This is a genomic window from Methylobacterium sp. AC315, assembly GCF_979253755.1.
On sequence record NZ_CEEDEA010000012.1, the window covers coordinates 47,405 to 67,717 of the forward strand.

Consider the following 20,313-nt stretch of genomic DNA (forward strand, 5'->3'; position numbering starts at 1 on the left):
GCGGATCCACGGGTCAGAACCGTCTGGCAGGTCGATGAGGCCGATTCGTCCCGGACGTGCCGGTTCATGACCCTGAAGCCGATTCCGCGCCCACGGCCCTGACAGGCCGCCGACCGGATCACACGGTCGGCGCCGCCACCTTCTGGCGCAACCCCAGGATCACCGCCCGCAGCATCTCGGCCCCGGCCTCGCCGGGATCCGGCAGGGTGCCGGAGCGGGAGGCGTAGATCCGCTCGTGCACGAAGGCGAGCTTGGCGATCACCGTGGGGGTCAGCTTGAACGGGTAGAGCGCCGGCTGGCCCATGCTGTGGGACAGGGAGTTGATCGCGTAGGTCAGCGGCAGCCACGCCTCGATCAGCCGGTCGAGGTCGTGGGTGTCGTAGGGGTCGAAATCGATCACCGTGGGTGCCGTCGTGGCGTTGCGCAGGCGCGGGCGCACGTGCAGCTCGAAGGTCGAGGCGGTCTCCACCGTGTCGACGATGTGCAGGTAATGCGCGAACGTCTCGGCGAAATCCTCCCACGGATGGGCGGTGGCGTAGGCCGAGACGTAGGAATCCTCCCACTCGGCCGGGGCGCCGTGGGCGTAGTGGTCCTGCAGGGCCCGGACGTAGTTCAGGTTCTCGTCGCCGAACAACCCCCGGAAGGCGCCCATGGTCGGCCCGTTCATGACCAGCAGGTACCAGAAGTAATGCCCGATCTCGTGCCGGAAATGGCCGAGCAGGGTGCGGTAATGCTCCCCGAACAGGATCCGGCGCCGCTCGCGCTCGACGTCGTCGGCCTCGGCGATGTTCATGGTGATCAGGCCGTTGATGTGGCCCGTGAGCACCGGCGGCCCGTACGAGAAGCTCTCCGACGGATCGACCAGGAAGTCGAAGGCCAGCCCGTCGGTGTACTGGGCCCGGGTCGCCAGCGGCAGTTCGAGGCGCAGCAGCGAGTAGAACAGCCGGCGCTTGGCCGCCTCGATCTGGCGCCAGCGGGCGAGGTTCCAGGATTGCGACAGGTCCGGCACCACTCGGTTGTGCCGGCAGGCGGTGCAGAAGATCTCGGATTCGTCCTCCGGCACCAGCCAGTTGCAGGCCCCCGACGAGGCGTTGCTGCAGTAGCGGTAGCGCCGTCCGGAACCCGCATAGGCGTGGAAGGTCTGGGCGCCGCCCATGGCCGGATGGGCGGAGAGGCCCATGGGCTCCAGGGCCGAGACCTCGTGCGCCGCGCAGACATAGCCCAGCCGGCGCGCGCAGCTCTCGCAGGCGGTCGCCTCGAAGGTGACCGGCTGGTCGCAGGCCTGGCACTGGAAGAGCTTCATCGCGTGGTCCCGGGCCGGCAACCGGCCCACTTTTCGATCAAATGAGCGCGACCGGCAAAGTTCCGGCCAAGGTCGGCGGCGCTCCGCGGACGCAGAGGGCACCGCACGAAAATTGCTTGTGACCCCGTCCTTGGCACATAACCGCGCGGTGGGCTCGGCGATCGACCCGCCGCGGCGCCCGGTGCCGGCTACGAGACCGCATTCGATCCTTCAGACGGAGCCATCGTGTCGATCAAAGCCGCCCTGCACCACGTCACGCATTACCGCTACGACCGGCCGATCAGCCTCGGTCCCCAGGTGGTGCGCCTGCGCCCGGCTCCGCACGCGCGCACCAAGGTTCCGGCCTACGCGCTGACGGTGACGCCCGCCAACCACTTCCTGAACTGGCAGCAGGATCCGAGCGGCAACTGGCTCGCCCGCCTGGTCTTCCCGGAGAAGACCGACGAGCTGAAGATCGAGGTCGACCTCACCGCCGAGATGGCGGTGATCAACCCGTTCGACTTCTTCGTGGAGGATTACGCGCAGGCTCGGACCTTCGCGTACGAGCCGGACCTGTCGGAGGAGCTGGCGCCCTACCTGATGCCCGTGGACGCGGACGGGCCTGAGATCGAGGCGCTGCTCGCGCGGCTCCCCGAGGAGCCCAGCACGGTGCTGTTCCTAGTGGCGCTCAACGGCCTGATCGCCCGCGAGATCGCCTACGGCGTGCGCCTGGAGCCGGGCGTGCAGACGCCGGCCGAGACGCTGCGGCTCAAGAGCGGGTCGTGCCGCGATTCGGCCTGGCTGCTCGTGCAGGTGCTGCGCCGGATCGGGCTCGCGGCGCGCTTCGTCTCCGGCTACCTGATCCAGCTCGTGCCCGACACCACCGCGGTCGACGGTCCCGCCGGCGCGTCGGCGGACTTCACCGACCTGCACGCCTGGGCCGAGGTCTACCTGCCGGGCGCCGGCTGGATCGGCATGGACGCGACCTCCGGGCTGCTCACCGGCGAGGGCCACATCCCACTCGCCGCGACCCCGCATTACCGCTCGGCGGCGCCGATCTCGGGTGCGGCCGAGCCGGCCAAGACCGAGTTCGGCTTCGAGATGCGGATCACCCGGGTCGCCGAGACGCCGCGGATCACCAAGCCGTATTCCGAGACGGTCTGGTCGGCCATGGACGCGCTGGGTGAGCGGGTCGACGCCGACCTCGTGGCCCAGGACGTCCGCCTGACCATGGGCGGCGAGCCGACCTTCGTGTCGGTGGACGATTTCGAGGCGCCGGAATGGAACATCGCCGCGGTCGGCCCGACCAAGCGGCGGATGGCCGACACGCTGATCCGGCGCCTGCGCGACCGGTTCGGCCCGGGCGGGCTGCTGCATTACGGCCAGGGCAAGTGGTACCCGGGCGAGAGCCTGCCGCGCTGGGCCTTCGCGCTCTACTGGCGCAAGGACGGCAAGCCGATCTGGACCGACCCGGCCCTGATCGCCCCCGAGGTGGGCGAAGGGGCGGAAGGCCAAGATTCACACGGTACCGCCACCATCGCGCAGGCCAAGGCGCTGGCCGACGCGCTGGCCCGCCGGCTCGGGCTGTCCGACTACGTGTTCCCGACCTTCGAGGACGGCGAGCTCTGGGAGAAGAAGGCGGCGGACCTGCCGGTCAACGTCACGCCGGCCGCCGCCAAGTCCGGCTCCGTGGAGTTCGACGCCCGGATCCGGCGCGTCTACGCCCGCGGCCTCGGGGAGCCGGCGGGCTACGTCCTGCCGCTCGCGAGCCTGCCCACCGGCAAGGACGGCGATTCCGACCGGGTCTGGATCTCGGAGAAGTGGGCGTTCCGCCGGGGCCAGGCCTTCCTGGTGCCGGGTGATTCGCCCCTCGGCTTCCGCCTGCCCCTGTCGTCCCTGCCCTACGTGCCGCCCGAGCACTATCCCTACTACCAGCCGCAGGACCCGCTGGAGCCCCGCGGGCCGCTCCCCGACGATCCCAAGGCCGCGACGGTGGTCAACGGGGCCGGCATCACCGGCGTCGCGGTCCGCACCGCGCTGGCGATCGAGCCCCGGGACGGAATCGTGCGCGTGTTCATGCCGCCGACCCAGCGGGCCGACGAGTATCTCGAGCTCGCCGCCCACCTCGAGGCGGCTGCCGCCGAGCTGGCGCTGCCGATCCATGTCGAGGGCTACGAGCCGCCCTACGATGCGCGCATCGGCCTGATCAAGGTCACCCCCGATCCCGGCGTGATCGAGGTCAACGTCCACCCGGCCGCGTCCTGGCGCGAGGCGGTGGCGATCACCACCGACCTCTACGCCGAAGCCCGGCAGACCCGGCTCGGCGCGGAGAAATTCATGGTCGACGGGCGCCACACCGGCACCGGCGGCGGCAACCACGTGGTCATGGGCGGCGTCACGCCGGACGATTCGCCGTTCCTGCGCCGGCCCGACCTGCTGAAGAGCCTGGTGCTCTACTGGCAGCGCCACCCGGCGCTCTCGTACCTGTTCTCCGGCCTCTACATCGGCCCGACCAGCCAGGCCCCGCGCATGGACGAGGCCCGCCATGACGGGCTCTACGAGCTGGAGATCGCGCTGGCCCAGATCCCGGCCGCCGACGCGCCCAACATCCCGCGCTGGCTGGTCGACCGGGTGTTCCGCAACATCCTGGTGGACGTCACCGGCAACACCCACCGGGCCGAGATCTGCATCGACAAGCTGTACTCGCCGGACGGTCCGACCGGGCGTCTCGGCCTGCTGGAGTTCCGGGCCTTCGAGATGCCGCCGGACGCCCGCATGAGCCTCGCGCAGCAATTGCTGCTGCGGGCCCTGGTGGCGTGGCTGTGGCGCGAGCCGCAGACCGGGGGTTGTGTCCGCTGGGGCACGAACCTCCACGATCGCTTCATGCTGCCGCATTTCCTCTGGGCCGACTTCCTCGGGGTGCTGGAGGATCTGCGGGCGGCGGGCTACGCTTTCGACCCGGTCGCGTTCGAGGCGCAGGCCCAGTTCCGCTTCCCCGTCTTCGGCGTGGTGGAGCAGGGCGGGGTCCGAATGGAACTGCGCCAGGCGCTGGAGCCCTGGCACGTGATGGGCGAGGAAGGGACCAGCGGGGGCACCGTGCGCTTCGTCGACAGCTCGGTCGAGCGGCTTCAGGTCAAGGTCGAGGGGTTCGTGCCCGAGCGGCACGTCATCGCCTGCAACGGGCGCCGGCTGCCCATGACCGGCACCGGCCGTGGCGGCGAGGCCGTGGCGGGCCTGCGCTTCAAGGCGTGGCAGCCGGCCTCCTCGCTGCACCCCACGATCCCGGCCCACTCGCCGCTGACCTTCGACATCCTCGACGTCTGGAGCGGACGTTCGCTCGGCGGCTGCCGCTACCACGTCGCCCACCCGGGCGGACGGAACTACGAGACCCACCCGGTCAACGCCTACGAGGCGGAGGGGCGCCGCCTCGCCCGCTTCGAGCCCCTCGGTCACACGCCGGGCCGGGTCGAGATGCCCCGCGCGGAGACGAACGCCGAGTTCCCGCTGACCCTCGACCTGCGCATGCCGGCCCCGACATGACCGGAGCCCGGTGATGGAGGCGGCGCTCGCGGCCGGCGCCGCCCGGACCGAGGCGGGCGAGAACGTGCGCGAAAGCCCGCGGGAGCGCGTCGCGCGCTGGACCGCGGGTTATCGGCCCGTCTCCGGCCGTCCCGACGAGTTCCTGGGCGGCGACGGCGCCCCCCGGGGGGCGTGGCCGCGCCTGCTCGACCATCTCGGGGCGCTCACCGAGCCGGAGATCCTGGCCCGCTTCGTCTCGGCGGAGCGGCACATCCGGGATGCCGGCATCTCGTTCCGGATCTCCGGCGACCAGCGCGAGCATCCCTGGCCGCTCGACTGCCTGCCCCTGGTGGTCGAGGCCGCCGAGTGGCGCGACCTCAGCGCCGGGATCGTCCAGCGCGCGGAGCTGATGGAGGCGATCCTTGCCGATTGCTACGGCGAGGGCCGCCTGGTCGCCGACGGGCTGCTGCCCGCCGCGATCGTGGCCGGGACGCCCGAATTCCTCCACCCCCTTCACGGGGTCGCACCCCCGGGGGGGCACTACCTGAAGCTCTACGCCGCCGATATCGGCCGGGGACCGGACGGGCGCTGGCAGGTCCTGGCCGACCGGACGCAGGCCCCCTCGGGCCTCGGCTGGGCGCTGGAGAACCGCATGGTCCTGGCCCGGACCTTCCCGGACTTCTTCCAGGACCTCCACGTCGAGCGCCTGCCGGCCTTCTTCCAGGCCTTCCGCGAGGGGCTGGCGCTCGGGGCCGAGCGCTCCGACCCGCGCATCTGCCTGCTGACCTCGGGGCCCTACAGCAGCACCTATGTCGAGCAGGCGGCGTTGGCCCGGTATCTCGGCCTGATGCTGGTCGAGGGCGACGACCTCGTCATGCGCGACGGCGCCCTGCACGTGCGCACCGTCTCGGGCCTGAAGCGGGCCGACGCCCTGTGGCGGCGGATCGATGCCGACTATCTCGATCCCCTCGAACTGAACCCGGCCTCGCGCCTGGGCGTGCCCGGAGTGATCGAGGCCCTGCGCAACGGCTCCCTGGTGATGGCCAACATGCCGGGCTCCGGGCTGGTCGAATCCGCGGCGCTCGCCCCGTATCTCGACGGCATCGCCCGCCGGCTGCTGGGCGCGCCGCTGCGGCTCGGGCATCCCCGGGCCTGGTGGTGCGGCGACCTCGAAGGCCTGGCCCACGCCCAGGCCAACCTCGACAGCCTGACCCTGCGCCCGGCCGCCACGCCCCAGCGCGGGGCCGGCCGCGACGCGATCCTGGCGCCCCAGGCCCTGGCGGCCGAGCGGGCCCGGGTGGTGGCGGCCCTGCGCGACCGGCCGTTCGACTACGTCGCCCAGGAGGCCGCGCCGCTCTCGACCATGCCGGGCTGGGAGCGTGGCGACAACGGCCTCTACCTGGTGCCCCGCCCCTTCGTGGTGCGCGTCTTCGCGGCCCGGACCCCCGCGGGCTGGCAGGTCATGCCGGGCGGCTTCTGCCGGGTCTCGGAGCGCGAGGACGTCGACCCGATCGAGATGCGGCTGGGCATCCGCTCGGCCGACCTGTGGGTGCTGTCCGAGAGCCCGGTCGAGGCGCCGCTGATCGGCTCCCACGCGGCCCCGCGGGTGCGCCGGGTCGGCGGCCACCTGCCGTCGCGTGCCGCCGACGGCCTGTTCTGGTTCGGCCGCTACCTCGAGCGCGCCGAAGCGGTGATCCGGCTGGTCCTGGCGCACCTGCGCAGCGTCGGCGACGCCGTCGGGGCCGACATCTCCGGGGCCCTCGACACGCCGGCCGCCCTGGCCCTGCGGGCGCTGCTCTACGAATGGGGCGCCACCGGCGCCACCGACCTGCCCACGGCCCGGCTCGCCCAGGAGGCGCTGACCGGGCGCGAGCGCTCCGGCTCGGCCCGCGCCCACATCGTCTCGGCCCGGCGCAACGCCGCCGCGCTCCGCGCCCGCCTCTCCGGCGAGGCCTGGCGGGTGCTGGCCGACCTGATCGAGATCGTGTCGCTGGACACCGAGCGGGCCTTCACCGAGTCGCAGCTCGCCGGGCGGGCCGAGCGGGCGCTGAGCCAGCTCGCCGCCCTGTCCGGGCTCACCCACGAGAACATGAGCCGGGCGGAGGGCTGGCACTTCGTCGAGCTCGGCCGGCGCGTCGAGCGGGCGGTCAACACCTGCACCTTCGCGCTGTCCTTCGCCAACGACGAGGCGACCCCGGGCTGCCTCGGGGTGATGCTGTCGCTCAGCGACTCGCAGATCAGCTACGGCCGGCGCTACATGCAGGGTGCGGCCCTCGACCCGGTCCGCGACATGGTGTTGCTCGACCCCTACAACCCGCGTTCCATCGCCTTCCAGGCCGAGGCGATCGCCCGGCACCTCGACGACCTGCCGGCCCTGTCGGCCGACGGCATCCCGGAGCCGCATCGCCGCATCGCCTCCCGGATCCTGGCGGAACTGCGCAGCGGCGAGGCCGCCGATTTCGACGCCGTGCGCCTGACGGCCCTGGAGACCGACCTCGAACGCCTCGCCGACGGCATCGCGGTGCGCTACTTTCCGGCCGGGCCGAACGCGCTGCGCCCGGAAAAGCTGACAGGCCTGGCTTGATGATGTGCGCCCCTGAAGCCGCCTTGAGGACGGCCCGCGGCGCGCGGTCGTCGCGATGATCTACACGCTGCGCCACCGCACCACCTACCGCTACGGCAAGCCGGTGCGCTTCGCCCGCTGCGCCCTGCGGCTCAAGCCGCAGGACGGCGAGGGCCAGAGCGTGCTGGCGAGCGCCGTGACCATCGATCCGAGCCCCACCACCGCGGTGATGCGGCGCGACTATTTCGGGATCGAGGCCGTGGCGATCACGCTCGATACGCCCCACACCACCTTCAGCGTCGAGGCGCTGTCCACCGTGCGGGTCGAGCGCCGCGTCCCGCCGGAGCCCGAGGCCGGCCAGCCCTGGGAGCGGGTCCGCGACGCCGTTGTGGCCGGGTGCGACCTCCGCGGCCGGGCGCCGGTCCATTTCCTGTTCCCGAGCGGCCGGGTCCCCCTCGTCCCCGATGTCACCGACTACGCCCGCGCCAGCTTCGTGCCCGGCCGCAGCGCCTATGGGACGGCCTACGACCTGATGCTGCGCATCCGCGCCGACTTCCGGTTCGACGCCAAGGCCACGACTGTGCGCACGCCGCTCGCCGAATCCTTCGCGCTCCGGGCCGGGGTCTGCCAGGATTTCGCCCACGTGATGATCGCGGGCCTGCGCGGCATGGGGCTGCCGGCCGCCTATGTCAGCGGCTACCTGCGGACCGTGCCGCCGCCGGGCCGGCCGCGCCTGCGCGGCGCGGATGCGAGCCACGCCTGGGTGGCGGTCTGGTGCGGCGACGGCTGGCTCGGCCTCGACCCGACCAACGGCGTGGCGGTGCGGGACGACCACATCGTGGTGGCCCGAGGCCGCGACTACGGCGACGTGGCGCCGGTGGACGGCATCGTCAGCGGCTCGGGCAAGCAGCGCCTGAAGGTCGAGGTCGATGTGATCCCCGAGACCGAGACGCAGGATTTTTCCCAGCCGGGTCTCGCCCTGGTGGGGTGAGCGGAGGCGAGCGGCATGGCCGATCCGATGGACGGCATGCGCCCGTAATGCACGCACTCTACAGGCGGATCCAGAAAATCGAACGCCGCGTCACCACATCGTCTTGGCGGCCCGTCCCGGCCATTCCGCGTCGTAGACCTGGCCTTCGACCTCCCCCGCGGTGAGCGCGGCCAGGATCGCCCCGGGGCTCGGCAGGTCCGCCGGATCGACCCGGGCGTCGGGCTCCCAAAGCCGGGCGCGGATGATCGCCCGGGCGCATTGGAAATACGCCGCCTCGACCGTGATCACGAGGGCCGTGCGCGGCGCGTGCCCGTCCACGCGGAACGAATCCAGGAGATCCGGGTCGGCCGAGATCACCGCCGTGCCGTTCACCCGGAAGGTCGTGCCCGAGCCCGGGATCAGGAACAGCAGCGCCACCCGGGGATCGCGCACGACGTTGCGCAGGGAATCGATCCGGTTGTTGCCGCGCCGGTCGGGCAGGATCAGCGTGCGCGGGCCGGCCACCCGCACGAAGCCCGGCCGGTCGCCCCGGGGGCTGCAATCGAGCCCCTCGGGACCGCTCGTCGCCAGCACTGCGAACGGCGCGGCGGCGATCAGCGCCGCGTAGTCCGGCGTGATCGCCGCCGTGACCTTGGCCACGGAGGCGGGCGCCAGGGACGGCGCGTAGATCGCCTCCAGCGCCGCGATGCTGTCGACGATCATCGCGCTCACGCGACGACGTCGGCGGGGCGGCCCACGAAGGCGGCGTGCTCCGCCACCAGGGCCCCCGAGAGGGCTGCTGCGATCAGCGCCCGGGTCTCCGCCACCCCGTAGAGGGCCACGAAGGAGCCGAAGCGCGGCCCCCGCGCCTCGCCGAACAGCACGTTGTACAGGCTCGTGAACCACGCCTGGGACACGCCCGGGCGCCCGTCCGGGCTCTTGGCCTTGCCGGACGTATCGGGGAAGTGGCGCCGCCCGACCTCGTAGACCGCCGCCTGCAGGGCTTCCGGATCGGTGGAGCCGGCATGCTGGCCGAGCGTCTCCGACAGGTCCTCGAGGGCCGTCCGCTCCTCCTGGCTCGGCTCGCGGTAGGTCTTGGCCGGGCGCACGAAGTCCGAGAAGTACGTGAGCGCGTGGACAACCAGCCGGTCGAGCCCCGGATGGGTCTCCGGCCCGGTCTGCGGCGCGTAGCGGCGGATGAACCCCCACAGCACCGCCGGATCCTCGGTGTTGGCCACCGCGGCGAGGTTCAGCAGCATCGCGAAGGTCAGGCTCGCGCCCTCGACCCGCTCCGGCTCGGGCGGATTCCCGGCATGCAGGTGCCAGACCGGGTTGCCGAGGCGCAGCTTCGCGTCCTGGCCGGCATAGCGGTCGAGGAAGCCGATATACTCGTCGACGTGCCGTGGGATCACGTCGAAGAACAGGCGCTTGGCCTCGCGGGGCTTGTTGTACATGAACAGGCCTAGGGATTCCGGCGTGCCGTACTTCAGCCAGTCGTCGATGGTCAGGCCGTTGCCCTTCGACTTCGAGATTTTCTGGCCCTTCTCGTCGAGGAACAGTTCGTAGTTGAACCCCTCCGGCGGCTCGCCGCCGAGCGCCCGGGCGATCTTGCCCGACAGCTTGACCGAATCGATCAGGTCCTTGCCGGCCATCTCGTAATCGACGCCGAGCGCGACCCAGCGCATCGCCCAGTCGGGCTTCCATTGCAGCTTGGCGTGGCCGCCGGTCACCGGGGTCTCGTAGCGCTCGCCCGTGGCGGGGTCGCGCCAGACCAGCGTGCCGGTCTCGACCCGCACCTCGTCGATCGGCACCTGCATGACGTGGCCGGTGACCGGGTGCAGGGGCAGGAACGGCGAGTAGGAGGCCGATCGTTCCGCGCGCAGCGACGGCAGCATGATCTCCATCACGGCGTCGTAGCGCTCCAGAACGCGCATCAAAGCCGCGTCGAATACGCCCGAGCGATAGCAATCCGTCGCCGAGCGGAACTCGTAAGCGAATCCGAAGGCGTCCAGGAAGCGGCGCAACTCGGCGTTGTTGTGCGCACCGAAGCTGTCGTGGGTGCCGAACGGGTCCGGCACGCGGGTGAGCGGCTGGTTGAGATGCGCGGCCAGCATCTCGCGGTTGGGCACGTTGTCCGGGACCTTGCGCAGCCCGTCCATGTCGTCCGAGAAGGCGATCAGCCGGGTCGGCACCGCGTCCCGGGTCAGCACCCGGAAGGCGTGGCGGACCATGGAGGTGCGGGCGACCTCCCCGAAGGTGCCGATATGCGGCAGCCCCGACGGCCCGTAGCCGGTCTCGAACACCACCTCGGTCGTGCCGGATTTCTCCAGCCGCGCGACGAGCTTGCGCGCCTCCTCGAAGGGCCAGGCGGCGGCGGTGGCGGCCGCCTCGATCAGGTCGGGGTCGAGGGTCAGGGCAGGTGCGGCGGGCATGATCTGGGGACTGAGGTACGCTGGGATCGCGCACCCTAGAGCGGTTCGAGCCCCAGCGGAACGCCTGCCGGCGCAATCCGGCGTCCCGGCGGCGTTCGGGGCGCGTGTGGGTTCTTAGGACTGCGGCTGGCGCGCGGCATGCCGGCTGCCGAGGATGACGATCTCATCTGTCGCGACGTGATACGTGATCGCGTAGGGGTATGGACGTACCTGGAGACGTCGGACACCGGGCCGGGACGTCACGGAGCCTGCAAAGGGTGTCGCAGGAGAAGGTCCATGGCTGCCCAACGCCGCCGTCGTACCTTTCGCGCGCCCTGCGGGTTCTTCTGGTCAAGGTAGGCCAGAGCCTTGCCGGGTTGCGATGCCGCGGTCTGGGTGAGGCGCAGCCTCACAGGCCATGTCTGTCCCAGATGGCGCGTACCTCCGATTCCGTCGCGAGGTCGCCACCCGCCGCCGCCGCCTCGGATTCGTCGAGTTCCGCCGCCTCCTCCGGGGTGAACCGGTCGAGCGGTGCGTCCTCGCCGACGAAGGCCAGCATCAGGCGGGCGATCTCGTCCTGCACCTCCGGGGCGAGGGTTTGAGCCTGCGCTACCGCCTTATCCGGCAGATCCGTCATGCCTCAGTCCTTTCGGCGAACCCGTTGCCGGGCAGGGTCACCGATGCGCTGCCGCGACGGAAGCCCCTCAGAACGGGCTCACCGGGAAGAACCGCAGGTATAGCTCGGTGTACTTTCCGTCGTCCCAGACCCGCTGGAGCGCGTCGTCCAGCGCCCGGGAGAGGGCGGCGTCCTCCGGGCGGGTGATCAGCCCGATGCCCTCGCCGAAATAGCGGTTCTCCAGGTAGTCGCCGCCGATCAGGGCGCAGCAAGCCTCCGCCTCCTGGCCGCCGACATAGAGGGCGAGGTTGAGGCCGTCGGCGAACAGGTAGTCGATCTCGCCGCGCTTGAGCGCGCCCTCGGCGGCCGCGAGGTCGAGGAACTCCTTCGGGACGGCTTTGGGGAAGAACGCCTTGAGGTAGGCCGCGTGCGCACTGCCGCCCATCACTCCGACGCTGCGTCCGGCGAGCGCCGCCGCCGAGGGGACCGGCAGGCCCTTGTCGGCCCGCGCGGCGAAGCGCGCCGGCCAGCGGAAATACGGGCGCGTCGCCAGGAATTTCTCACGCACGGGCGCGGTCAGCGGGATGGCGGCCGCGATCACGTCGCCCTGGCGGCTGTCCAGGGCGTCCAGCAGGGTGTCGAAGCGGCGCGCCTGCACCGTGCAGGTGATCGTCAGTTTCTCGCATACCGCCCGGGCGAGCTCGACCACGAAGCCGGTCGGGTTGCCGTCCGGGCCTGCGAAGTGCAGCGGCGGGAACTCGTCGTCGGTCAGGAATCGAACGGCGCGGCCGGTCTGGGGCGCCTCGATCCGCTCGCCGCGGCTGCGCGGATTCCAGAAATCCGGGACCGTCACGGAGGGCGTCGCCTCCTGCGGCGCGGCGGTCGCCGCCGCACGGGCGGGCCGCGATCCGCCCCAATCCAGGGCCGCGAGCGCAGCCAAGGCGAGCATGGCGAAAGCGAGCGCGGATCGCGCTCCGCCCGCCCTTGACGGCGGAAATGCGGCGATGCTCCTTTCGGAGGACGGGAACGGGGTCTGGCTCACGCCCCTCCCCTACCACGTCCTGGGGCTGCCGGGGGAGCGTCGGCATGTCGGTGCAGCGCCTGCCCACGGCCTCGATCGCCCCGACGATGTCCCTGCCGCCGGAGATCGCGTTCCTGCGCGCCGAGGGGATCGATGCCCGCCTCCTGACCCGGGCGGCCCGGGACGCCGCCGCCGCCGGGACCGATGCGGCGACCGCGCTGCTGAATTCCGGGCTGATGGAGGAGACGGCCTATTACCGCGCCCTGGCCCGGCGCCTCGGCGCCCCGTTCCTCGGCGGTCCGATCCCGTTCGGCCTGGGGTTGCGCTTCCCCGACAGCCTGGTCGCCGGGCTCGCGCCCCTGGCCCTCGGGTCCGTCGCCGCCTGCGTGCTGGCGCCCCGTGGCCGGCTGATCGCCGAGCTTCTCGACGGGCCGCGCCGCGTCGCGATGCCGGCGATCACCAGCCCGACGCACCTGCGCGAGGCGGTGTTCGCCGCGATTCCGGGGGCGGTGGCGGATCACGCGGCGCAGGATCTGCGGCGGCACGCGCCCGAACGGTCCGTGCCGTCCGAGCCCGCGAGCCGGTGGCTGCTGCTCCTCGTGCTCGTGCTGATCGCGGGGTTCTGCCTGTTCTCGGTGCTGCCGCCGCCCATCGCCCGCGCCGTGACGCTGACCGGGCAGGCCCTGTTCCTGGCGATGACGACGGTCCGGCTCGCCGCGGCGATCATCGCGGCGCCGGTGGCGGCCGAGGCCGTTGACCTGCTCGCCGACGCCGACCTGCCGGTCTACACGGTGCTCGTCGCCCTCCACCGCGAGGCGGCGGTGGTGCCCGACCTGATTCGGGGACTCGCCGCCCTCGACTATCCGGCGGCGAAGCTCGACATCAAGCTGCTGATCGAGGCGGACGATGCCGAGACCGCGGCGGCCCTGGCGCCGATCGCCCTGCCGGCCCGGTTCGAGGTGATCACGGTGCCGCCGGGGGCACCCCGCACCAAGCCGCGGGCGCTCAATGCCGCCCTGCCGCTCGCCCGCGGCGCCCTGCTCACGGTCTACGACGCCGAGGACGTGCCCGATCCCGGGCAGCTGAGGCTGGCCGCGACGCTGTTCGCGCGCCTGCCCGAGAGGACCGCCTGCCTGCAGGGCCGCCTCGTGATCGACAATGCCGGCGATTCCCGTCTGGCCCGGGCCTTCGCGCTCGAATACGCGGGCCTGTTCGACGTGCTGAACCCGGCGCTCGCGCGCCTCGACGTGCCGGTCCCCCTCGGGGGCACATCGATGCACCTACGCACACGGGTGCTGCGGTCGCTGCACGGCTGGGACCCCTGGAACGTCACCGAGGATGCCGACCTCGGGATGCGGCTCGCCCTGGCGGGTTACGCGGTCGGCGACCTGCCGAGCGCCACGATCGAGGAGGCGCCGGCCCGGCTGGGCCCCTGGCTGGCCCAGCGCACCCGCTGGCTGAAGGGCCTGATGCAGACCAGCCTCGCCCACGGTCGCCGCCCGCTGGACAATGCCCGCCGCCTCGGCACCCTGGAGGCGCTCTGCGCGGCGGCGCTGGTACCCGGCACGGTGGCCTCGGCGCTCGCCTATCCCGTCTGCCTCGCCTACGCCGCCTGGCGTTACCTGGTCGCGGAGATCCCGGCCGCGCCGTCCTTTCCGGACAACCTCGTGGCCGGGATCGCCATGACGCTGTTCGGCGTGGGGTTCGCCGCCATGGTGCTGCCGACCCTGATCGGCTGCGCCCGGCGCGGCTGGGGCGACCTGGCGCAGTCGGCCCCCTGGATGCCGCTCTATTTCCTGCTCGTCAGCCTGGCCGCCTGGCTCGCCCTGATCGAGCTGGTCCGCGCGCCGGTGCGCTGGAACAAGACGCCGCACGGCCTTTCGCGTACCTCGCGCAGCGGCCGGTTGCGGCGGCGGGCGGCGCCGTGACGGGCGGTTTTCGATGGCCCGCCCGTCACGCGCGTGCGGAACTTTGGGAACAGTCGGCCGAGGCGGCTCGTTCGGCCCCTGCGGCACGTCGCTTTGGCGAGCCGGAGACGACTAGGACAACTCTATGGCTACCGGTACCGTGAAGTGGTTCAACGAGACCAAGGGCTACGGCTTCATCCAGCCCGATGATGGCGGCAAGGACGTTTTCGTCCACATCTCGGCTGTCGAGCGCGCAGGGATGCGCAACCTGATCGAGGGACAGAAGATCTCCTACGACGTCGAGGCCGATCGGCGCAGCGGCAAGGAGAGCGCGGCCAACCTCAAGGCCGACTGAGCTTTCCCGATCCGGGACCGAAGCGCGCGCGTCCGCTTGCGCTTTGGCTAACCGGAGCCGGCTATCACCGGTCCTGCGAGCCGCGTTGCGTATCGGCTCGCGCCGGTGAGATCCACGACCTCCCCGCTGCCCGGTGATCGGATCTGGGCGCGGGGGGCGTGTCACGTCTCGTCCTCGGACGAATGGGCGACCGCCGGACCCCGGTAGAGCAAGGTCGCGTGCCGGTCATGCGCCTTCCACACCGGCAACGAACCCTCCCGAACGAACATCGCGAAGGCCTCGACCGCCTCCCAGCGCTCGAACGCGTCCGCGCCGTCCAGGGCACGACCCACGATACAGGCGCCCTCCGGGGCGTCCGCGCCAGGTCGCTTGCCAGGAGACGCGCCGGGATTGCGACGCTCGAGCGCGAAGACGACGCCTGCGCGATCCGGCCTCAGCGCATCCGGCAGGGCCGCGATCCGGCGCCAGAGGCAGTGCCATTGCACGCAGGCCTCGGGACGCTCGGGGTAGATCCCGCAGTCCCGGCCGGAATTGTGCCGGCACAGGATTCCCGCCGGTTTGGCCAGGGCCTTGATCTCCAGGATGCGGCAGCAGGCCGTGCATGATCCGCAGGACCTGCCGGGAACGAGCGCTCCCGTGGCGTGCGGGACCGTCAAGCGCGGGGTGCCGTGGCCGGAATTGCCATCGCTGTCGATCCTGTCGGGGGCGGGTGCCGCAGGCACGGCCGCCCGGGCTGCGACATCGCGCATCGTGCCGGATATCGGACCCGGCACGATGCGCGAGCGCCTCGATCCGCATCGTCTTCTTCCGAAAGGCGGGGGCCTCCTTTCGGAACGTCGCTTGCGTGTCGGACCCACCGCCCGCGGTGCAGGACCTTGCCGATGCCCGGCACGGCCACGCTCCGGGACCTGGTGACCGACGAGCGCATCGCGATCGAGGCGGTCGGCCGTGCGGTCGACGCCTATTTCGCGGAGCCCGCGACGCGGACACACGCCTCGGGGCCGGATCACGTCCCGGATCCGGCCGCGGCCAACATGGTGCACGCCTTCGCGCCGGCCACGACGCGATGACGCCCCGACGGCGTCATCGCGTTCGGACGATCCTACTCGTCGTCGTCGTCGTTGACCTCGACGAGGTCGGAGGTGTTGTCGTCGTCCTCGTCGACCACGAGGGTGTCGTCCTCGACCGTCTCGCCGTCGTCCTCGATGTCCAGGGCGTCGTCGCCCTCGGTATCGGTGTCCTTGTCGGCCTCCTCGGCCTCGACCTCATCGAGGGACACGAGCTCGGGGCCCTCGGCCTCGTCCTCCTCTTCGACCGGCGCCTCCTTGCGGGCGACGACCGGCGCGGCCGTCCGGCCGAACGAGGTCGCGACCGCGGTCGGGACGACTTCGCCCGAGTAGGGGGAGACGACGGGATCCTTGTTGAGGTCGTAGAACTTCTTCCCCGTCGTCGGGCAGATCCGCTTTGTACCAAGGTCCGGACGCGCCACTGCAACTCTCCTTAAGAACGTGATCGATGCCGGATCGCCGGCGTGGTTTCAGGGTGTGTAGCACAGGACGGCGCCCGGTGACCCGCCTCGACCGAGACGGATCCCACGGGGCCGCCGCCGGGGCGGTGCCCGGCCCGACGCGCCCGCCCGGATGCCCGGGCCCGCGGTGCCGTACCGGTCCGTTGCCCCCAGCCCATGACAGATTGCGCCGCGGAATGCCCGCAGGTGACTGGCATCCGCGCGGCAAGGCTGGCATAGGGCACTTATGTCAGACGTACCACACCCCTACTCCATCGAGGTCTCCCCCATCGCCAAGCCGGAGGGCCATTTCCAATGGGCCATCCGCCGGAGCGGCAAGCTGATCGAGCGATCCGATCGTCCGCACCGCAGCGAGGCGAAGGCGTTCGAGAGCGCCATGGAGGCCATCGAGCGCGCCATGAAGCCGGGCGCCGACGGCGGCCGTCGCTAAAAACGCATGATTCCGGGCGGTGGCACCTCACGATCCCTGATCTGAGGCGCGCCGCACTGATTCGGTGACGATGCCGGCAGCCCGCTTTGCGTCGGGCTGCCGGCGCACCTGCGTTCGCCTGCCTTGCAGGGCGTGGCCGGGTGGTGTGTGGGCGACGGCCGGAGAACCAACGGCGGTCCCGCTCGTTATCGAACATGCCGCAGCGGAAAGACCAGCCTGACTGCACCTGCGCGACCCTGCGGGAACGCCTCGCGTTCAACATCCTGTTGGACGAGTTCGCGATCGCCGCGTTGTCGGACGCGCTCGTGCTGCTGAACGCCACCGATGACGATCCGGGCGTCACCCAGATCGAGCACACGATCCGGACCCATCGAATCGCGATCCTGAAGCAGCGCGTCATCCTCGGCGCGGCGGGCATCGAACTCGAATGACGGCCGCACCGCTCTTCGTCGTGCGGGCGAGGAAACCCCACGGGACCGCGACGTACAATTGCCCGACGCCGGAATGGGCGCTCAAGAAGCTGGGCGATTTTCGGGCCGCCGGTCACGACAGCATCAGCATCACCGGGCCGGACGGGCAGCCGCTGGACGAGGCGGACCTGCGCGCGCTGGTCGAGGGCCGAGACGGCCCGGTGCGCAGCGCCGGCCGTGTCACCGCCGATCTCAAATCCTGATCGCCGCCTGACGCGGGTGCCGCTTGTTTAGGGATTGGCCCGGTCAGCATTCCGGCAGGTTCACCGCGAGCCCGGCCAGGCTCGTCTCCTTGTATTTCGCGCTCATCTCCTCGCCGGTCTGCCGCATCGCCGCGATGCAATTGTCCAGCGGCATGAAATGCGAGCCGTCGCCGCGGAGCGCCAACGAGGCCGCCGCCACCGCCTTGGTGGCACCGATCCCGTTGCGCTCGATGCAGGGCACCTGCACCAGGCCGGCCACCGGGTCGCAGGTCATCCCCAAGTGATGTTCCAGGGCGATCTCGGCGGCGTTCTCGACCTGGGCGGGCGTCCCGCCGAGCACGGCGCAGAGGCCGGCCGCCGCCATGGCGCTGGCCGAGCCGACCTCCCCCTGGCAGCCGGCCTCCGCCCCGGAGATCGAAGCGTTGTGCTTGATCAGCCCGCCGATGGCCGCGGCGGTCAGGAGGAACTCCGGGATCCGGCCCGGATCCGCGCCGATGCAATGGTCGATGTAGTACCGAATCACCGCCGGAACGACGCCGGCGGCACCGTTGGTCGGCGCGGTCACGACTTGTCCTCCGGCGGCGTTCTCCTCGTTGACCGCCATGGCGTAGACGCTCAGCCAGTCCGCCATGACGTGGGGTTGGGCGGTATTCGAGCCGTGCTCGCGGTCGAGCTGGTCCCGGATCCGCTTGGCACGGCGCTTGACCCGCAGGCCGCCGGGCAATTCGCCCTCGCGGGCGAGGCCCCGCTCGACGCAGGCATTCATGGCCTGCCAGATCCGGGTGAGGCCCGCATCGACCTCCGTGTCGGAGCGGCCGACGGCCTCGTTCGCACGTTTCATCGCGGCCACCGACAGGCCGCTGTCGCGGGCCATGCGCAGCATCGCGGCCGAGGTCTCGAACGGGTACGGCCACAGCCGCAGGTCCGCGGCCGCGGTGGGGGGCGGCACATCGGCCGCGCGCTGGGCCGCGGTGACGACGAAGCCGCCGCCGATCGAGTAGTAGGTCTCGGAGACGAGCGGCGCGTCCGCCGCGTCGAGGGCGGTGATCACCAGGCCGTTCGCGTGACCGGGCAGCGGCGGTCCGTAATCGAAGATGATCGCCGTCGCCGGATCGAAGGCGAGGACCGGCAGGCCCGCCGGAGCGAGGCGCTTCTCGACGCGCAGTGCCTCGAGCGCGCGTTCGGCGTCGTCCATGGGGATATCGGCCGGCCGGAAACCGAGGAGACCGAGCGCGACGGCGCGGTCGGTGGCGTGTCCCCGCCCGGTGAACGCCAGCGAGCCGTGCAGTGTCGCCCGGAGGGCGGCCGCCCCTGCGTGCGAATCATGCCGGCGCAGCAGGTCCAAGAAGTCGGCCGCAGCCGTCATCGGCCCCATCGTGTGGGACGAGGAGGGGCCGAGGCCCGGTTTGAACACGTCGAACACGCTCAGAAACATCGGTTTGCCTGTCCCGGCCGCGGGGCCCTGTCATGGCCTGCGACGCCTTTTCCGCGAAAGCCGGCTCCACGCCGGAGGCGCAACTGCCCGGTCATGCCTGGCCTGCCCACCGGCTCCGAATGGAAGAAACGCGCCAAGCCGCGATAACGGCCCGGATCCCGACCGGGGCGCCCTCGGGATGCGTTTCTATGCGTTCCTTGCGCCAGACCGGCGTCGCTCCGTTCGGCTGCCTCGGAGGGAGGCCGAAGGGTCGGGGCAGGACCGGACACGAGCCTCCGCGGGCGACGGTTGCCGGTCCGCGCGGTCCCTGGGCCGCTTGCGTGACGTGCTACAACGCCTTTTCGGTGCCGTCCTCGACCGCGGCGGGGGCTGGTTCCGGCGCCCTGCATTCCGTCCCGCGCTCGGCCGCGTCCCGGCCTTCGGCGGCCGGGGCCGCCTGCGGATAGCCGTTCGCGCCGAGCCGTTTCCGGCCGGCGCGCGCGCTCGCCTTCCGGTCCTCCGGAGAGGGTTGGGCGCTGCCGCTCTGATCCCGGGCCATGACAAACTCCTGACCTCAGGTCCAACCGCCGAGGCGGCCCGGGGTTCGGTGCCGGCGCCGCTGCGCTTTTTCGACGGCCGGAAATAAATCCCGGTCACGGTGCGGCCGGGGCGTCGAGCCCCGGCGCGCGGCAGCTTCAGTAGCGGCAGACGCGCCGCGGGCCGAAGGGCGTCGGGCGGAAGAAGCAGCGGGGACCGTAGAAGCGCGGCCGGCGGTAGATCGGGCGGCAGCGGCCGTAGGGCCCGGGGGCGAAACCGGGGCCGCACCCGTAGGCGATCGCTGTGATCGGGGCGGTGCCGGTGATGGCGTCGGCGGCCATCGGTGCCAGCGGCGCGGCGCCGGCGGACGCCAAGCCGAGACCGCCGGCCACGGCTGCAACCGCCGCGAGCATCTTCACGTGCATCATGATCAGACCCTCTGTGCAAACCTGCGCCGGGTCCGCCCGGCGCAGGCTGAGGGTGAGATCGGTCCTGCGGCCTGAATGCCGGCTGACCCCCGCTTTGACCGCCCGGAAACATGAATGAGTCCGCGGGTCCGGGGCCGGCTTAACGGCCGCTGGGCTTGTCGCGCTCCGCTCCAAGGCTGGTGCCACCCCGGGCTGCCTCCTCCGCCTCGGTGCCGGCTCGATCCATCGGGCCGTCCTGGGGTTTGACCGTGCCGGTGGCCGTATCGAGCGGGGCGTTGGCCAGTCCCTCGCTCTTCGGCTTGCCGTGGGGCATCCGCTGCGCCTGCGTGTCGGCGGGCACGTCAGCCATGCTGGGATCCTTTCGCGTCGGGCGAGCTGACCTTCGGGCCCTCGTCCGGGGCTGCCCGGTCGGGGCTGGCGGCAGCCGGAGGGGCGGGCTGATGTCTGGCGGTCGCCCGCGCCCGGCGGTGGGCGTCATACTCGGTCTCGGCGAGGTCTTGCGTGTCGGCCGTCGGTCCGTCGGGCATGCGGGGCTCCCTTTCGGAGGCAACCGCCCGAGACGCCTCCGGTATCCGGCCGCTTCGCCCGGGGCCGCCGGGATGTCGGCGCGGCGCGCCCGACGTTCGGTCGCAGCGTGCCGGATGCGCATGCAGGAACAC

General features: G+C 71.8%; 21 protein-coding genes. 9 read left to right on the forward strand and 12 right to left on the reverse strand.

The annotated features are described in order from the left end of the window. Positions 1 to 118: 118 nt before the first annotated feature. A complete protein-coding gene (locus AC0IY0_RS19240) occupies positions 119 to 1,303 on the reverse strand; it encodes a zinc-binding metallopeptidase family protein (protein ID WP_147907843.1) in 1,185 nt (394 codons plus the stop codon). A gap of 225 nt (positions 1,304 to 1,528) precedes the next feature. Between AC0IY0_RS19240 and AC0IY0_RS19245 the strand changes: the two genes are divergently transcribed. Genes AC0IY0_RS19245 through AC0IY0_RS19255 form a run of 3 tightly spaced genes read left to right on the forward strand, consistent with a single transcriptional unit; the run spans position 1,529 to position 8,355 of the window. Continuing rightward, positions 1,529 to 4,822: a transglutaminase family protein gene (locus AC0IY0_RS19245; protein WP_147907844.1), complete on the forward strand. Its 3,294-nt coding sequence runs from the start codon at positions 1,529 to 1,531 to the stop codon at positions 4,820 to 4,822. A gap of 13 nt (positions 4,823 to 4,835) precedes the next feature. Further along, on the forward strand, positions 4,836 to 7,385 hold the full coding sequence (locus AC0IY0_RS19250; RefSeq protein ID WP_246693268.1) for a circularly permuted type 2 ATP-grasp protein: 2,550 nt from the start codon (positions 4,836 to 4,838) through the stop codon (positions 7,383 to 7,385). Between the two features lie 55 nt (positions 7,386 to 7,440). Then, positions 7,441 to 8,355, forward strand: a complete 915-nt coding sequence (locus AC0IY0_RS19255; protein ID WP_147939534.1) for a transglutaminase family protein — start codon at positions 7,441 to 7,443, stop codon at positions 8,353 to 8,355. 90 nt (positions 8,356 to 8,445) lie between these two features. Here AC0IY0_RS19255 and AC0IY0_RS19260 read toward each other — a convergent pair whose 3' ends face one another. The 4 genes from AC0IY0_RS19260 to AC0IY0_RS19275 all read right to left on the reverse strand — a co-directional run bounded on the left by AC0IY0_RS19260 (position 8,446) and on the right by AC0IY0_RS19275 (position 12,310). Beyond that, the gene (locus tag AC0IY0_RS19260; RefSeq protein ID WP_471765104.1) at positions 8,446 to 9,057 is read right to left on the reverse strand and encodes a pyridoxamine 5'-phosphate oxidase family protein; all 612 of its coding nucleotides are present in this window, start codon (positions 9,055 to 9,057) and stop codon (positions 8,446 to 8,448) included. Between the two features lie 5 nt (positions 9,058 to 9,062). After that, the gene (locus AC0IY0_RS19265) at positions 9,063 to 10,766 is read right to left on the reverse strand and encodes a lysine--tRNA ligase (protein ID WP_147907846.1); all 1,704 of its coding nucleotides are present in this window, start codon (positions 10,764 to 10,766) and stop codon (positions 9,063 to 9,065) included. A 388-nt stretch (positions 10,767 to 11,154) separates the two neighbouring features. Further along, positions 11,155 to 11,382: a hypothetical protein gene (locus AC0IY0_RS19270; RefSeq protein WP_471765023.1), complete on the reverse strand. Its 228-nt coding sequence runs from the start codon at positions 11,380 to 11,382 to the stop codon at positions 11,155 to 11,157. Positions 11,383 to 11,449: 67 nt separating this feature from the next. Beyond that, the gene (locus AC0IY0_RS19275) at positions 11,450 to 12,310 is read right to left on the reverse strand and encodes a transporter substrate-binding domain-containing protein (RefSeq protein ID WP_471765025.1); all 861 of its coding nucleotides are present in this window, start codon (positions 12,308 to 12,310) and stop codon (positions 11,450 to 11,452) included. Between the two features lie 137 nt (positions 12,311 to 12,447). On the opposite strand from AC0IY0_RS19275, the gene AC0IY0_RS19280 reads away from it, so the two are divergent. Together AC0IY0_RS19280 and AC0IY0_RS19285 are read left to right on the forward strand one after the other, a co-directional pair. Next, positions 12,448 to 14,310 (forward strand): glycosyltransferase family 2 protein, encoded by a 1,863-nt coding sequence (locus AC0IY0_RS19280; RefSeq protein WP_471765027.1) that lies wholly within the window; start codon positions 12,448 to 12,450, stop codon positions 14,308 to 14,310. A gap of 124 nt (positions 14,311 to 14,434) precedes the next feature. After that, complete coding sequence (locus tag AC0IY0_RS19285) at positions 14,435 to 14,644, forward strand: cold-shock protein (RefSeq protein WP_007563113.1); 210 nt, start codon at positions 14,435 to 14,437, stop codon at positions 14,642 to 14,644. A gap of 161 nt (positions 14,645 to 14,805) precedes the next feature. On the opposite strand, the gene AC0IY0_RS19290 is transcribed toward AC0IY0_RS19285, so the two are convergent. Next, positions 14,806 to 15,393, reverse strand: a complete 588-nt coding sequence (locus AC0IY0_RS19290) for a hypothetical protein (protein WP_246692721.1) — start codon at positions 15,391 to 15,393, stop codon at positions 14,806 to 14,808. Positions 15,394 to 15,525: 132 nt separating this feature from the next. Between AC0IY0_RS19290 and AC0IY0_RS19295 the strand changes: the two genes are divergently transcribed. After that, positions 15,526 to 15,714, forward strand: coding sequence for a hypothetical protein (locus AC0IY0_RS19295; RefSeq protein WP_471765028.1), 189 nt, complete (start codon positions 15,526 to 15,528; stop codon positions 15,712 to 15,714). A gap of 32 nt (positions 15,715 to 15,746) precedes the next feature. Here AC0IY0_RS19295 and AC0IY0_RS19300 read toward each other — a convergent pair whose 3' ends face one another. Continuing rightward, the gene (locus tag AC0IY0_RS19300) at positions 15,747 to 16,133 is read right to left on the reverse strand and encodes a TIGR02300 family protein (protein WP_147907853.1); all 387 of its coding nucleotides are present in this window, start codon (positions 16,131 to 16,133) and stop codon (positions 15,747 to 15,749) included. A 265-nt stretch (positions 16,134 to 16,398) separates the two neighbouring features. Here AC0IY0_RS19300 and AC0IY0_RS19305 point away from each other — a divergent pair, with 265 nt between their 5' ends. The 3 genes from AC0IY0_RS19305 (at position 16,399) to AC0IY0_RS19315 (ending at position 17,275) form a co-directional block, all read left to right on the forward strand. Beyond that, positions 16,399 to 16,602 (forward strand): hypothetical protein, encoded by a 204-nt coding sequence (locus AC0IY0_RS19305; protein ID WP_058192874.1) that lies wholly within the window; start codon positions 16,399 to 16,401, stop codon positions 16,600 to 16,602. 194 nt (positions 16,603 to 16,796) lie between these two features. Then, complete coding sequence (locus AC0IY0_RS19310) at positions 16,797 to 17,033, forward strand: hypothetical protein (protein WP_147907854.1); 237 nt, start codon at positions 16,797 to 16,799, stop codon at positions 17,031 to 17,033. After that, on the forward strand, positions 17,030 to 17,275 hold the full coding sequence (locus tag AC0IY0_RS19315) for a hypothetical protein (RefSeq protein ID WP_147907855.1): 246 nt from the start codon (positions 17,030 to 17,032) through the stop codon (positions 17,273 to 17,275). Before AC0IY0_RS19310 ends, AC0IY0_RS19315 begins: the two co-directional genes overlap by 4 nt. Positions 17,276 to 17,318: 43 nt before the next feature. On the opposite strand, the gene AC0IY0_RS19320 is transcribed toward AC0IY0_RS19315, so the two are convergent. From AC0IY0_RS19320 to AC0IY0_RS19340, 5 genes are all read right to left on the reverse strand, one after another. Next, on the reverse strand, positions 17,319 to 18,710 hold the full coding sequence (locus tag AC0IY0_RS19320; RefSeq protein ID WP_147907856.1) for an L-serine ammonia-lyase: 1,392 nt from the start codon (positions 18,708 to 18,710) through the stop codon (positions 17,319 to 17,321). Positions 18,711 to 19,038: 328 nt separating this feature from the next. After that, positions 19,039 to 19,248 (reverse strand): hypothetical protein, encoded by a 210-nt coding sequence (locus AC0IY0_RS19325; RefSeq protein ID WP_147939538.1) that lies wholly within the window; start codon positions 19,246 to 19,248, stop codon positions 19,039 to 19,041. 136 nt (positions 19,249 to 19,384) lie between these two features. Further along, the gene (locus tag AC0IY0_RS19330) at positions 19,385 to 19,654 is read right to left on the reverse strand and encodes a GCG_CRPN prefix-to-repeats domain-containing protein (RefSeq protein ID WP_147907858.1); all 270 of its coding nucleotides are present in this window, start codon (positions 19,652 to 19,654) and stop codon (positions 19,385 to 19,387) included. 139 nt (positions 19,655 to 19,793) lie between these two features. Beyond that, complete coding sequence (locus tag AC0IY0_RS19335; RefSeq protein WP_147939539.1) at positions 19,794 to 20,003, reverse strand: hypothetical protein; 210 nt, start codon at positions 20,001 to 20,003, stop codon at positions 19,794 to 19,796. Then, a complete protein-coding gene (locus AC0IY0_RS19340; RefSeq protein ID WP_147939540.1) occupies positions 19,996 to 20,181 on the reverse strand; it encodes a hypothetical protein in 186 nt (61 codons plus the stop codon). The genes AC0IY0_RS19335 and AC0IY0_RS19340 overlap by 8 nt, the downstream gene beginning before the upstream one ends. Between the last annotated feature and the right edge of the window lie 132 nt (positions 20,182 to 20,313).